Source organism: Wolbachia endosymbiont (group B) of Horisme vitalbata, from assembly GCF_964028625.1.
Lineage (GTDB): Bacteria > Pseudomonadota > Alphaproteobacteria > Rickettsiales > Anaplasmataceae > Wolbachia.
Window position 1 is genome coordinate 1,017,787 of sequence record NZ_OZ034797.1, and the last position, 14,050, is coordinate 1,031,836.

The 14,050-nt window shown below is 34.6% G+C and carries 11 protein-coding genes and 1 pseudogene; 4 read left to right on the forward strand and 8 right to left on the reverse strand.

The window, feature by feature from the left end:
• Positions 1–124: 124 nt before the first annotated feature.
• Positions 125–1,633: a hypothetical protein gene (locus ABWU56_RS04955; RefSeq protein ID WP_353281196.1), complete on the forward strand. Its 1,509-nt coding sequence runs from the start codon at positions 125–127 to the stop codon at positions 1,631–1,633.
• Between the two features lie 53 nt (positions 1,634–1,686).
• Entirely contained in the window at positions 1,687–2,280 is a 594-nt protein-coding gene (locus ABWU56_RS04960; RefSeq protein WP_010405410.1) for a TIGR02217 family protein, read from the forward strand.
• A gap of 259 nt (positions 2,281–2,539) precedes the next feature.
• On the opposite strand, the gene ABWU56_RS04965 is transcribed toward ABWU56_RS04960, so the two are convergent.
• The 3 genes from ABWU56_RS04965 to ABWU56_RS04975 form a co-directional block, all read right to left on the reverse strand.
• Positions 2,540–3,401 (reverse strand): IS630 family transposase gene (locus ABWU56_RS04965; RefSeq protein WP_265028085.1). Its coding sequence is split into 2 segments (ribosomal slippage): positions 2,540–3,077 and positions 3,076–3,401, totalling 864 coding nucleotides; the frame shifts between segments, so codons are not numbered across the junction.
• A gap of 28 nt (positions 3,402–3,429) precedes the next feature.
• Positions 3,430–3,738 (reverse strand): hypothetical protein, encoded by a 309-nt coding sequence (locus ABWU56_RS04970; protein ID WP_353281198.1) that lies wholly within the window; start codon positions 3,736–3,738, stop codon positions 3,430–3,432.
• Positions 3,739–3,890: 152 nt separating this feature from the next.
• Positions 3,891–6,566: a 2-oxoglutarate dehydrogenase E1 component gene (locus ABWU56_RS04975; RefSeq protein ID WP_353281199.1), complete on the reverse strand. Its 2,676-nt coding sequence runs from the start codon at positions 6,564–6,566 to the stop codon at positions 3,891–3,893.
• 392 nt (positions 6,567–6,958) lie between these two features.
• Here ABWU56_RS04975 and ABWU56_RS04980 point away from each other — a divergent pair, with 392 nt between their 5' ends.
• Complete coding sequence (locus ABWU56_RS04980; RefSeq protein ID WP_264337189.1) at positions 6,959–8,326, forward strand: hypothetical protein; 1,368 nt, start codon at positions 6,959–6,961, stop codon at positions 8,324–8,326.
• A gap of 7 nt (positions 8,327–8,333) precedes the next feature.
• On the opposite strand, the gene trpS is transcribed toward ABWU56_RS04980, so the two are convergent.
• The 5 genes from trpS to ABWU56_RS05005 form a co-directional block, all read right to left on the reverse strand.
• Positions 8,334–9,332 (reverse strand): tryptophan--tRNA ligase, encoded by a 999-nt coding sequence (trpS, locus tag ABWU56_RS04985; RefSeq protein ID WP_264683125.1) that lies wholly within the window; start codon positions 9,330–9,332, stop codon positions 8,334–8,336.
• 15 nt (positions 9,333–9,347) lie between these two features.
• The gene (locus ABWU56_RS04990) at positions 9,348–9,908 is read right to left on the reverse strand and encodes a nucleotide exchange factor GrpE (RefSeq protein WP_264683123.1); all 561 of its coding nucleotides are present in this window, start codon (positions 9,906–9,908) and stop codon (positions 9,348–9,350) included.
• 62 nt (positions 9,909–9,970) lie between these two features.
• A complete protein-coding gene (locus ABWU56_RS04995; protein WP_264683121.1) occupies positions 9,971–10,957 on the reverse strand; it encodes a polyprenyl synthetase family protein in 987 nt (328 codons plus the stop codon).
• Positions 10,958–10,967: 10 nt separating this feature from the next.
• Entirely contained in the window at positions 10,968–11,282 is a 315-nt protein-coding gene (gene rpsP / locus ABWU56_RS05000) for a 30S ribosomal protein S16 (protein ID WP_006015540.1), read from the reverse strand.
• 134 nt (positions 11,283–11,416) lie between these two features.
• The gene (locus tag ABWU56_RS05005; protein ID WP_353281202.1) at positions 11,417–13,216 is read right to left on the reverse strand and encodes a SurA N-terminal domain-containing protein; all 1,800 of its coding nucleotides are present in this window, start codon (positions 13,214–13,216) and stop codon (positions 11,417–11,419) included.
• A 189-nt stretch (positions 13,217–13,405) separates the two neighbouring features.
• Here ABWU56_RS05005 and ABWU56_RS05010 point away from each other — a divergent pair.
• Positions 13,406–13,973: pseudogene (locus ABWU56_RS05010) on the forward strand (IS5 family transposase); the annotation flags it as partial.
• Positions 13,974–14,050 lie beyond the last annotated feature (77 nt).

The following is a 14,050-nucleotide window of genomic DNA, read 5'->3' on the forward strand; positions in this document are numbered from 1 at the left end:
TAGGCTACATATTAGTTCAAGAAAAGTAGGTGATGTTTGCTTGCAACACAGCACGACCTTAAGTAATTAGCCTTCCTAGGCTGGTTAATCTATTAAAATACAATTATTATTTTGGAGTTATAACATGAGAGATTCTAACTATGTAAGAGAGCCAATTGCTCTTTTTCAAAAAATCAAAGAAAATAAAAAATCAAGTGATTTATTGCATAATCTAAAGAGCGCTTATCCTGAAAAACTAAAAATCGGGGCTGCTATAAAGACAGGGGATTGCTTTTTTGACTCTGTGGCTCAAGGATTGAATGAATTAAACATAAAACCTGATTATCGTTTTACTGCAAAATCATTAAGAAAAGACTGCGCAGATTATGCTAGAGCAAACAGAAAGCCAGATCAGTGGGTTTATAAAGCGGTAATAAGAGATGCCGGAGAGTATTTCGTACCTCAAAAAGATCCGGATGGAGAAGTAATAAGCGAAAATGGACTTAATAAGCAAGACAAGGCGAAGTCTTTTTTCAAATATTTAGAGTATATTACTAATACACATACAGCTGACGCACCTATATGGGGTCGTCCAGACATTGAAGGTAGAATGATATGTGAGAAGTACGAAGTGGAGCTTTATATTTATTCAATAGATGAAGAAAGTCAAAAAGTTACAGTAACTAAAATTACAGCACATGATGACCCTGAGTTTTTTATAGAAGGCGAGAATCTTGATCAACTAAAGATGGATAACAGTAAAAAGACTGTAGGAGTAGTGAATTACATGAGGCATTTTGTGCCACTTCTTAGCAAAATCCCTTCTGATATAACAGAAAATCAATCAGTTTCTAATGAAGAAATCTTTGGTGAGGTTACAGAAGCTTCTGCTTCTGAGCAACCAGTACGACAAAAAAGCAGCACTAGTGAGCCGATTTTTTCGAATAAAAGCACTCCTATTTCTAATCAATCAGAGCAGAAACCACTAAAAGAAAGAGCTGCTGATAGAAGTATTGATGAAACAAATTCACAAAATCATGAAGCAATGTTAGAAAAAACACACAATAAAATTTGTGAAAATACAGCAAAGATCTTGAGTGAAACTTCTAAGGATATGAAAAAAAATTCCAGTGAAGAAATTCTTGAAATAGGTAAAAGAGTTCCTGCTTCTGATCAATCAGAGCAAGAAGAACAATATAATATCAAAACTAGCAAAGCAGCAATTGCGCAAGATCATAAAGAACAAAAAACACAACAAGAGAGAATTGATACCAGCGCTAGTGAGCCAATTCATACGGATACAGTAATTACTATTTCTCATCCACACGAGCAAAAAACACAACAAGAGGAAATACAAAAGAAATTAATCAATAGTTACAGAGGTGAAGCTATCTATAGCATAACTACTGTAATAACAGCTATAGCATTCACAGCATCTGCTATAGCTGCTGTTTTTACTCAACCAATTCCTTTAGCATGTCTTGCTGGAGTTGCTTTAGCCATTGCATGTGTTTGTGTATATCAGTTAACGCAGAGTCATCAAGACATTAACGAACTGAAAGGTAAGGTAGGAGAAAACAACACCTTTACTTTTTTAGAAGAAACGGGATTTAAAATTTATAGCCTGATTGATAAAGCAGCTTCAAAAATTTAAGATCTTTCCTACTTCATCTATATCAACTCAATTTTATTTTTACAGGAGGGCATATGTCATTTACAGAAATTAGATTTCCAGAAAATATATCTTATGGCTCTACTGGAGGACCTGAATTTTCCACTGACGTTGTAACAACTCATAATGGTTGTGAGCAGCGCAATATTAATTGGTCTCGTGCACGTGCCAGGTATAACATAGCTTATGGAGTTAGGTCAAACGAGCAGCTAACAGAACTCATAACATTTTTTCAGGCACGAAAAGGTAAAGCAATAGGGTTTCGTTTTAAGGATTGGTCAGACTTTACAGTTATCAATCAAGAAATTGGCATAGGAGACGATAAAAAAACGATCTTTCAACTGATGAAAACTTACATAAGTGGAAAAGACAAGCATACACGAACTATTAAAAAGCCAGTGCATGATACAATAAAAATTTACCTAGATGGTGAAAAGACAGAAAAATATTCAGTGAATTATTCAACTGGAGAAATAGCATTTATGAAACCACCAGCAAAAGGTACAATAATCACCGCAAGCTTCGAATTTGATGTACCAGTACGATTTGATACAGATTACCTAAACGCTTCTATTGATAACTATGGCAGCAATAGCTGGAACAATATTCCCTTGGTGGAAGTGAAATAAATTAAGTGGGCTACCATAAGCAATGCTAAGCCTCAGTAATCAACCATATATTTATCGAGGGTTGCTGTAAGTTATCTGGGTGTACATAGGCTCAACGAGCCTATGTCTAAATTCTATTGAGCACTATTGATTTCAGATTAAGCACAATATTCGAAAATATATTCGCTGATTTTTCTGACTCCATTTATTTTATTCTTAAAAATGCCTCTCTACCTTTACGTCTTAAGTTTCAATCCAGGTATAGCTCTTCTCATAATAGTCAGAATAAAAAAGCAGAATCAACAGCTTGACGGAAAGACTTAAAAATAGGGATATTTTTTCTAGCTCTGTTCTTTATAGCAAACCACTGATGCTCAATTTTGTTAAAGTCTGGAGAATATGGAGGAAGATAAAGAATTTCAGCACCAACTCCTTTAGCAAGATTATCTATTTTTTTAGATTTATGAAAAGTAGCGTTATCAAGAATTACAGTTTGGCCAGACCTTAAAATTGGAGTTAAAAACTGCTCAAACCAAGCCTCGAAAACATCCTTATTGCAATATCCTTCAAAGGTCAATGGAGCAATGATTTTCTCTTTATTTAGAGCTGCAATCATACTGACCCGCTGAGCTTTTTTACCTGATTTTAGTGAATGAAACCTCTCTCCTTTTCTGCAGTATCCGTATGGGTAGTCTTCTGTATTATCTATTCCAGATTCGTCAATATATACAAGATTTTCATGACGTTTTGTTGCTATAACCTTTGAAAAGTGAGCTCGCTTCTCTTCATTTCTTTCTTTATATCCGTAGGTCTTTTTTTCTTGTAAATCCAATATTTTTAAGTGCACGGTGAATCGTTTGTCTACTGATATTGCCCCAGAGTTTAGCCATCTCTGACTGAGTTTTGCCACCATGGTTTTTTGCAAATTTGGTAAAAACATTCCAGTCAGTAATTTTATGGTTATATCCTACGCTTCCAGGCTTTTTTGACTGAAAATCTCCCGTTTCCTTACGTCTTTTCTGCCACTCATATAGAGTTGTTTTTCCAATTTTAAATCTCTCGGCAACATTTGCTCTACTTTCTCCTTCATCCAATGCTTCCATTGCTTTTTTCCTTAAGTCGTAACTATACGCTGCTGGCATACAAACCCCACTACCATAAATCCATATCTTAACTTGTTTGGATTATTATGAGAAGAGCTATAACTGTTATTATAGCAGCATTAAATGCATCCATACAAGCTTGGCATTCACTATCATTGCACTCTCCTTCAAGCCTATCGTATTGGTTAAGTGTAATATTATCTTTATTCTTTAGCATAACTTTAAAGCATTCTTCATAATTTTTGCCAGTAGATTCACCTGTTTTGACATCAATAAGCTCGTCATTTTCAACCTTAAGTTCTATTCGAGAATTTGGTCTCTCTTCTTTTTTTGTAATAGCATGAGATTGTAATGGAAAAGTGTTATTATTACTCATAAAATACTCCTTAAAATTTATTCTAGTTATAGAATATAAAGTTTAAGAATCTGTAAACTAGTTTTGCTTGCCAAAATCTTCTTTGTGATATGGAAATTTTTTTATTGCTATAAGTTATCTAGGTACAATTAATGAGCCTGACCTATTGCCATTTAGTGTTTGCACAATTGTACATGCACAACTTGCTTCAAAATTTCTGCTTGTTGTTGAGCATGGACATTAGCATAACCACATGCAGGAGATGCAGCAGCAGGTCTTGCAATGCACTTAGGTCTTTTTGCTTGAGCATTGAGGCCAGACAATACCTCTTCTATCAATGGGTTGACAAAGAACCATCCTCCCATATTTTTTGGTTCCTCTTGACACCATGTAATTTCAGCGTTCTTATATTTTTCAAGTTCACTGCCTAGTTTATCGGCCGGGAATGGATAAAATTGTTCTAAACGCACTACTGCTATATCGTTTATTTTTTGTGCTTCAAGCATTTCAATTATGTCGTAATAAACTTTACCACTACATATTACAACTTTACGTATTTTATCACTTGCAACTAAACCTTTTCTACACTCTGGAATTACCGTAAGAAATTTTCCTTCAAAGTCAGAAAGGTTAGAAACTGCGCTTTTATGACGCAATAGTGATTTAGGTGTAAACACCACTAAAGGCTTACGAAAATCTCGATTAATTTGTCGGCGTAAAGCATGAAAATAATTCGCAGGAGTAGAGCAATTAACCACCTGCATATTATCCTCTGCACAGAGCTGCAAAAACCTCTCTATACGAGCAGAACTATGCTCAGGCCCCTGCCCTTCATAACCATGAGGCAAAAGTAAAACTAGACCACTTGACCGCAACCACTTTGTTTCTGCAGATGAGATAAATTGGTCGATCATAATTTGCGCGCCATTTGCAAAATCACCGAACTGCCCTTCCCAGAGCACAAGTGAATAAGGAGAATCAAGGCTATATCCATATTCAAAACCCATCACAGCATACTCAGATAGTGCGCTATCTATAACTTCAAAGCGAGCTTGCTTCTCACTTATGTTGTTCAGTGGAATAAACGTTTCTTCTGTTACTTGATCAACAAGTCTTGAATGACGGTGCGAGAAGGTACCGCGACCAGAATCTTGTCCTGACAAGCGCACTCCTATTCCTTCTTTAAGCAATGACGCGAATGCAAGACTTTCAGCAGTTGCCCAGTCTATGTTGCTACCGGAATTTATACTGTCTATTCTGCCATCAAGTATTCTTCTGACTTTATTATTGAGATTAAAACTACTTGGAATATTGCTATTTATGTGTACACCTAATTTTTTTAGCTCATCTGGTGAAACACCAGAGTCCGTATAATATTCACTCAAATCGTTCAACTTTGCTCTCCTGAGTTTTAACCACACTCCATCAAACCAGTCAGCTTTCTTCGGAGTATAAGTCGTTGACTCAGTAAGGCTTTTATCTAATCTTGTTCTAAATTCGCTGCGTAATTTACTTACTTCATCGCTACCTAGCACTTTCTCTGCAGTCAGCTTCTCTTCGTACAGCGTGCCTGGAGTTTTATGCTTTGATATTGCTTTATACATAAGTGGCTGAGTAAAATTTGGCTCATCGCCTTCATTATGGCCATATTTGCGGTAGCATATTATGTCAATCACCACATCCTTTTTAAATTTCTGCACATACTCCATTCCCAAATTCGCGGCAAAACTCACGGCTTCTGGATTATCTCCATTAACATGAAATATTGGAGCTTCTATTGATTTTGCTACATCAGTACAATAAAAAGAAGAGCGTGCACAACTAGGATTTGCAGTAAAACCAACTTGGTTATTAATGACAATATGCACGATACCACCAACTTTATAACCTTCAATGTTGCTCAAAGTCAGGGTTTCAGCAACCACTCCCTGCCCGATAAAAGCCGCATCACCATGAATTGATATGCCAAGCACAGATCTCGTATTTTGTTTTGCTCTTACTCTTCCAGCTAGAACCGGATTTACCGCCTCAAGGTGAGATGGGTTAGGACATAAACTTAAGTGTATTTTTTTACCACCAGCAAGTGCTCGATCAGAAGAGTAACCAAGGTGATATTTGACATCACCAGATACCTCAAGACCACTTGGGTATGCAAGATTGCCTTGAAATTCAGACAGCATTGCCGCATATTCTTTCCCCATAACTTTGGTTAGAACATTAAGCCGTCCTCGGTGGGCCATACCAAGAACTATTTCTTCAATACCAAAATCTGCAGAATCACTAATAACTCTTTCAATTGCAACAATGGCTGACTCCCCACCTTCGATAGAAAAACGCTTATATCCAGGAAATTTTATATGGAGAAATTGCTCGAACATCTCAGATTCAATCAAGTGCCTTAGTATTTCTTTTTTATCCTTAGGGCTTAGCGTATAGACCTGATTTTCAATTTTCTCCTGCAGCCACACTCTTTCCTCATAAGAGGAAATATGCATAAATTCAAACCCGATGTTCTTGCAGTAAATATCTCTATAGATTCCAGCATCATGCGCTGGAGAGATATTCAAATATTTCTGATAATCTATTTCTTTATTTACATGCGGTGATAATGGATTTAAGTCCGCAAAAAAATGACCGTAAGATCTGAAGAAATTTGCTAAGCTAGAAATTGAATCATCCGACTTGACTGCGTGCTGTGCATTGCAGGCTTCCGTTTTATTCATTTCTAAATTGCTTGAAAAAATCCTATTCCAATCCTCCCCGATTGATTTATCGCCCTGCAGATAACGGCTATACATTTCTTCTACAAATTCTGCATTATCACCATAAAGGCAGCTTAGACTTAGCATAATCACTACAAAAGATATCAAATACTTATAAGTATAACTTAAGTTTTTTAAAAAAGAACTCCTTTAGTTTCTAATTATTAAGTTATACAAACACTGTAATCCGAGTTTTCCAGAAAGGGTGTCATTCTAGACTGACATCTAATCTTTCCATAAATGCTGTATTTCAACATAAAACAACTATACTCATCAACTTGTGCCCAATCATAATTCCTAGATTCCAGTGTTAGCTACTTGTTTTTTGGATTTCTATACTATTGCTGATTGAAGATTATTGAAATTTTTTGCACATTAAGGAACGCAAGCGTTTATGAGTCAGAGGATAAGTCATATAACATTTACTCGGTCTTAATACTTTGAATTTATATTTAAGTAAACGATAAACAGTAATTGGTATGAGTGATCTATTTAAAAGTGACAATTATGATAAAAATCTCAATTCTTTGATAAGAGTCATAAAGCTGAAGGATACAAAAAAAATTAATGAACAATATGATGAAACACTGAAAGATTTATCTCAAGCTCTGAAGAATTTTACAAACAACGCAAAAGATGTAGCCAAATTTGTTATATATAGCGACTTGAATAATTATGTAGAACCTTTGAGCACAAAGCCACTCGGTTTTATTGGAACATTAAAAGGGATATTAGATAGAGTCTTGGGAAAAGATATTCCAACTAATGATAATGACATAAAAAATTTTGTTGGTGATGAATTATCAGGTTTCACTATAGAAAAAGCAGCCGAATACACAAATATTTTAAGTACAATTAATCTATTCAAGAAAGGACTTAAAGAAATTTTAGATTCGAAACAGAGTGGAAAAGGCAATAAAGAACATAAATCATACGAAGTAAGCACGGAAAATAAAACGACATCAAAGCAGAAGGAAGATACTCCTAAGCTGCAAGAAGGAAAACAGCCGGTAGGAAAATTAGTTATGAAGAGAATAAAACGGCCAACAACAGCACCTCCGCCACCTCCTACTGCCTCAAAAAAGGTACACTTTAAACCAGAAATAGAGAATGTATCTCCTGAAGATTCAGGCTATGAAAGTTCATTAAGTGAAGAGTCTGGACATGAGGAAATATCAAATTATCAAGAGAAAAGTAGTAAATCTTCAACAAAAGATTCGGAAGACTCAAAGTTAGCTAAAAAGGAGCCAACTCACAAAACGAAACCTAAGAAAAATGCAGGAACAAGAAGAGGATATAAAAAGAGACAGGCTCCAGAGCCACCAGCGCTAAACGCTACCAATCAAGAAATTAGGCAAGAAACTAAAGAAGATAAATCTGAAATACTGTCAAATCCTAAAAGGCTAGATATTGTTGATCAACAAGTGAGCACGAAACCAATAATAGTAGAAGTGACTTCGCAAAAATCAGCTGAAAGTAAACCAATCCTGAAAAAATCTGCTGATAAAGCAGCATCAGAAGTAAAAGCGGTTATTATAAAAGAAAAAGTAAATAGCAAGAAGGACGGTAGAGTAAAGTCAATAGTAGGAAAATTTGAGCAAAATCAAGTTGCTAAGAGCAAAGCCACCCCTGCAACACAAGCAGATATCGGTATGAAGAAAGATCCTGCACCATCGCAAGAAACTGCCTCCCAATCTCACTCATTTCCGGTAGGAAATAAAAGATCTAAAATGAACCCCATAACAGCAAAGTCCGATTCTAAACTTCCGGTTAGTAAAAAACCTCTTCTCACTCATGTTAGTGTAAAGAAAATAGCTGCACGATTTGAAAGCCATGGGAAGAAATAGTTGTAACCTATTGAACAAACCCTATAATATCCTTGATCTTTTTTATATTGTTATTTGCAATCTCTGCTGCTTTTTCTGTACCTTCTTTTAATATTTTATGTAAATGGAGCTGATCCTTCAAAAGACCGTTCAACTTCTCACGTATGGGTGATATAACACTGATGATTAAGCCAGCCAACTCTTTTTTAAAGTGTTTCATATCATGTTTATCCACTTTTTTACACACTTTTTCTACATTTAAATCACTAAGCACTGAATAAATGTTTACCAAATTGTTTACTTCTGGACGGCACTTTAAAGTAGCAAAATCAAAGCCTAGAATTGAATCTGTTTTTGCTTTTTCTATTTTCTTGACAATCAAGTCATCTGTATCGTCAAGGTTAATGCATGAGTATTCTGAAGAATCAGATTTGCTCATCTTGCTTGCTCCATCTCTTAAGCTCATTATTCTTGATGTGCAATCCAAAGTTAAGATTTCAGGTATGATGAAATGACTACATTTATAATGATTGTTAAAAGCTGATGCAATATCACGTGCAAGTTCTAAATGCTGTTTTTGATCATCGCCAACAGGAACATATTTAGTTTGATACAGCAATATATCCGCAGCCATAAGTACTGGGTAGCTATATAACCCAAGAGAAGCTTTTTGTCTATCGCTTCCAGCCTTATCTTTAAATTGAGTCATACGATTAAGCCAACCAATTGGTGTATAGCACCCTAGCAGCCAGCCCAATTCTGCATGACCACTAACTGCGGATTGATTGAAAATAATCGACTTTTCCGGATCTATTCCACATGCAATATAAGTTGCTGCTGCTTTAAAAATATTATTTTTTAATTCATTTGCGGGAAGCTTATTTGCTGTGATTGCATGCAGATCAACAACACAAAAAAGAGATTTATATTTATCCTGCAAGCCTATCCACTGCTTAATTGCACCAAGATAATTGCCCAAGTGTAATACTCCACTTGGCTGAATACCTGAGAAGACAACTTCTTCCATACCTTGAGTGTTTTATTAGTTACTTTCGCAATCAGCAGATTTTTTAGAAAGAATAACCATTGCAGGACGAAGCAACCTATTTTTAATTGTATAACCAGTTTGTAGTACTTCTACAATAGTGCCAGGCTCTTTTTCATTATCTTCTCTTTCCACAACAGCTTGATGTAAATTGCTGTCAAAAGAGTTACCTATTGGATCTATTTCTTCTATTCCATGTTTTTTTAGATCACTCACAATCTTTTGGTGCGCCACTTTTATTCCTTCATGAATAGGATCATCATCTTTCAAGTTTTCCATTGCTTTTTTTAAATTGTCACAAGAGTCGATCATATCACGTGCAAATTTTGTGACTGCATAATCACTTGCATCGCTAATTTGCTTTTGCATTATACGTTTAACGTTTTCATTATCCGCAACAGCGCGACGTAAATGATCTTCAAGCTGAACTGCACGTTCTTTTAATATATTAAGCTCTTCACTTAAATCACCTGTTTGCTGATCTTCTTGATCATCCCCTTTTCGTTTACTGACCATATCTGCAAATTTCTTTTTTTTCTCTCTATTACTATCTGACATATCATTCACCCTTACAAACTTAATAAATATATAACAATCAATCTAAAAATATCAAGCGTTAGCTATCCTTGTCTTTCTATGCTTGCATTTAAAAAGTCAATCAAAGTAGTTTTGTAAAGAGAATCAGAAAAAGTATCAATATTACTTTGCGCCATATTAATATAGTGTTTAGCTTCTTCCATAGAAACATGAATGGCATTATGATGATTAATATATTGTAATGCTTGGTCAAAATTGTGTCTAGCTGAAGAAAAAGATTTCTCCCAGAATTTTTGTTCTGATGGGCTGCCTTTTTCATATGCTATAATAGAAGGTAAAGTAACTTTACCTTCAAAGAAATCTTTTCCAAGTTGCTTTCCTAAAGTGCCTTGATTAGCAGTATAATCTAGCACGTCATCAATTATTTGGAATGCCATACCAAAATTAAACCCGAAATTCCTTAGCCTCTCTGTTTCGTCACTTGTGGCTCCAGATACTACTGATGCAGCCTCGCAGCATGCAGAAAATAAAGATGCTGTCTTTTCTCCAATGATATTAAAATAATTTTTCCTAATTGTGTTAGGGTCAAAACGCGTTGTCATCTGCTTTATCTCACCCTTGACAAGCAAATTAGATGCCTTAGATAAAATAGAGAGAACACTTAAATTCCCACATTCTATAAGCCATCTAAATGCTAAGGTCAATAATAGATCACCAACTAAAATGCTTGATTTATTCCCCCAAATTTTATTTGCTGTTGCAACTCCATGGCGTGCCTTACTTTCATCAAGCACATCATCATGAAGTAAAGTAGCGTTGTGTATAAATTCTACCGATGCAGCAATGTTGATCCTACTCTCTCCAGAGTAATTCAGCATTTTACAAATAATAAAAATGAGCTTAGGCCTTATCTTTTTTCCTCCTGAATTAATAAGATGAGATGTAATATCGGTAGCAAGCTTAATACCTTCATCATTGACATTTTTGAAGATAAAGTCATTCATAGCCAATAAATCAGAAGATACAATATCATCTAATTTACTACTTTTTGTTAAATCAGTGTTTAGCATTTAATAGGACTTATGCTTCTTGCCCTTGTACTTTCTCAACTTTTTTCTTTTCTATTTTTTTCGATTCTGTTTCTAAATCTACTATGCCTTTTTTAATGAACCACATTACCCTTTCAGTTGCTTGCGCTCCTACACTTAGCCAATGTTTTAATCTATCAGCTTTTACCACAACACGATTTTTATTGTCTTTTGGCAACATTGGATCATATTGTCCTATTCTCTCAATAAAGCGCCCATCTCTTGGTGCTCGTGAGTCGGCTACAACTATCCTATAAAAAGGACGTTTCTTTGCCCCAAACCTTGCTAACCTTATTTTAACTGCCATGTCAACCTTTATTCATATATTAATTACAATTTAAATACAAGAAACAGCTCAAGTCAAACTAATTGTACCTCTTTTACCTAAAAATACAATATAGCCCCCTCCAATCACTCATAAAAGGAAGATAATAAACTTTTTTATATATCATCAATCATAGCATGATTAACTTCTACTCTATACTTTGATTTTAGATAGCTAATTAACTGTTCCTTTAGCGATATCATCACACGTTTTCCGGTGTCAAGCATGTTTAATTTACCATTTGATGAATGCATTTCTTTTAGAACGCCTATTATAATTTCATTATTGTATTGAATAGGATCTGTTACCGAATTAGTTGTTTTCATATTGAAAATCTCTTCTATGAAAGAAAAAGGGTAGTTTTGTTCATTGCGTTGTATTTGCTGGCCTTTAACCAATTTTATACCTTGCATTTCTTCCAAATCTGTCTTTTCTCTTAGTTGAACTGCTACTTCTTGTCCCATTTTAAACATTCTTTCTTTTATAAATTCACTACGCCAAAGCTTTATGGCTGATTCCCTACTTTCTTCAAAATTTTGTAATTTAGGAGGAACGATATCACTGATTTTCACACTAACAACAGTATCTCCAACACCCTTAAAATAACTCTTCTGATCTTTCTCGCGTGAAAAAATGAAAGAAATGAAATCACTGGAATTTCCTACTTCATTACCACTTTGGTCTTTCCCACTAGCATCTACTGGACCAATGGTTTGTATAGGTAAATTGTAATTATTGGAGATTTCTTCAATCGTTGCACCATTGTATATCTTATAATTCACTTGATTTATGAAATCATTGACTTTTTCAAAAGACTTTTGATTGGTTAAAACTGACCTTATGTCTTTTTTTAAATCAACCAAGTCTTCATCAGAGATTTGATGTATGCTTTCTACCTTTATTACGTGCCATCCAAAATTGCTTGTTAAAACTTCACTTACTTCACCTGTTTTGAGAGCAAATACCTTTTCTCTCATATTTTCAGGTAAGAAATCCTTAGTTATATTATTTACTCTGGTTTCATCGAGTTTCACTTTATTAAACTCTTCTATTATTTGTTCAAAGCTTGCTTTACTTTCTTCAAGTGCTCTTCTTGCTATTTCAGCTTTTTCTTTGGTAGGAAATATCACATTGAATATGTCTCTTTGATTTTTAAGTTCCTGATGTTCTATTATACTATCAACCTCTTCATCTGAAATTCTGATTTGATCTTCAAAATATTTTTGATCCAGAGAAATGTATTGCGCAGTTCGATACTCAGGGTAATAAAAATTGGACTTATTTCTTTCATAAAAATCAAGTAAGGCTTGATCATCTGGTTCAGGAACGTCTGTAATTGCATTCTCAGTTATTTTAACAATATCAACTACTCTAGTTTGGTAGCGATTTTTGTATATCTGCTCATCAACACTCTCACCAAAAGTTATCGGATAATTATCTTTAAATAACGAAGTCATGAACATCATTGCAGGCAGGATTTTCTCTAGTTTTTCTATATATTCCTTTTCTGTTATATGCAGGCTATTTAGAGTTTGATGGAATTTATTATGGTCAAATTCTCCTTTATCGTCCTGAAAGTACTTGGTATTTTTTATATGGCTTTTGATAGATTCTTCTCCAACTTTTAATCCAAGTTCGCTAATTAGGTTAAACAATAGTTTTTGCTCTATAAGTGCGTTAAGTAAATCATATTTCAGCTTTTTTACTTGTTCTTTACTTACATCAGATCCAGAAATTTGCTTTTCATAATTTTGATATAGTAATTTATATTCATCTGATGTTATAACTTCCTTTCCTACTTTAGCTAATTCTTTCCTTTCATCATCATTTGATAAAAGATTGCCAATCCCCATAAAGATTAATAAGCAAACTAAAAGGAGAACGATTGCCTTGGTAAAAAAATTTCTAATACTCATTGTAAACTCAGTTAACTAACACTTAAATTTAGAATAGCAATAATTTAATATTTGTAAATCTATTAACAAATTAGCTAATATATGTAATATTGTAGTGTATTAAATTGAGTGGAAGCTTATATTAACCTAAGAGCCTGTAAGTGATCTCTGAATATGGTAAGATGAGGTATAGTTGACATGAGGCAAAGTATGAGGAATACATATCCAAGTGACATAAGTTGTGAAAAATTCGAAAAGATTAGACTAATTTTAGAAAGCGTGCGAAAGAAAACAAAGCCAAGAAGATTAGGTTTATATGAGTTATTTTGTGGTGTGCTTTATGTACTAAAAAGTGGCTGTCAATGGCGAATGCTTCCAAAAGAGTTTCCAAGATGGCGAAATTTTTACGATTACTTCAAGAAATGGAGTAAAAAAACGAATGAAGATAGAGAAAATGTTCTAGAAATTGTCTTAAAAAAAATTGGTTGGAGAGAACAGTGGTCGGAATACCAAAACAAGCTTCTGCATCATTGATGCCCAAAGTGTAAAAAATACCGATACTGCTGAAGAAAAAGGTTATGATGCTGGCAAGAAAATTTCAGTAATAAAGCGTCATATCGCAGTTGATACACAAGGTTTGACACACGCAATTCATATAACAACGGCAGAAATAACTGATCGTAGCAGTGCTTTGACAATGGTTAAAAATGCTAAAGAAAGTCTCTCTGAAGTTAAAAACATACTGGTTGATGCAGGCTACACTGGAGAAAATTTTGCAACACAGATGAAAGTATAGCCCTTCTCATAATAGTCCAAAAAGAGTAAGATATGGATTGATAGTAGTGGAAGGTAAGG

Coding starts and splice junctions, on each gene's coding strand:
- ABWU56_RS04955 (WP_353281196.1), top strand. CDS start 125: ATGAGAGATTCTAACTATGTAAGAGAGCCAATTGCTCTTTTTCAAAAA.
- ABWU56_RS04960 (WP_010405410.1), top strand. CDS start 1,687: ATGTCATTTACAGAAATTAGATTTCCAGAAAATATATCTTATGGCTCT.
- ABWU56_RS04970 (WP_353281198.1), bottom strand. CDS start 3,738: ATGAGTAATAATAACACTTTTCCATTACAATCTCATGCTATTACAAAA.
- ABWU56_RS04975 (WP_353281199.1), bottom strand. CDS start 6,566: ATGCTAAGTCTAAGCTGCCTTTATGGTGATAATGCAGAATTTGTAGAA.
- ABWU56_RS04980 (WP_264337189.1), top strand. CDS start 6,959: ATGAGTGATCTATTTAAAAGTGACAATTATGATAAAAATCTCAATTCT.
- trpS (WP_264683125.1), bottom strand. CDS start 9,332: ATGGAAGAAGTTGTCTTCTCAGGTATTCAGCCAAGTGGAGTATTACAC.
- ABWU56_RS04990 (WP_264683123.1), bottom strand. CDS start 9,908: ATGTCAGATAGTAATAGAGAGAAAAAAAAGAAATTTGCAGATATGGTC.
- ABWU56_RS04995 (WP_264683121.1), bottom strand. CDS start 10,957: ATGCTAAACACTGATTTAACAAAAAGTAGTAAATTAGATGATATTGTA.
- rpsP (WP_006015540.1), bottom strand. CDS start 11,282: ATGGCAGTTAAAATAAGGTTAGCAAGGTTTGGGGCAAAGAAACGTCCT.
- ABWU56_RS05005 (WP_353281202.1), bottom strand. CDS start 13,216: ATGAGTATTAGAAATTTTTTTACCAAGGCAATCGTTCTCCTTTTAGTT.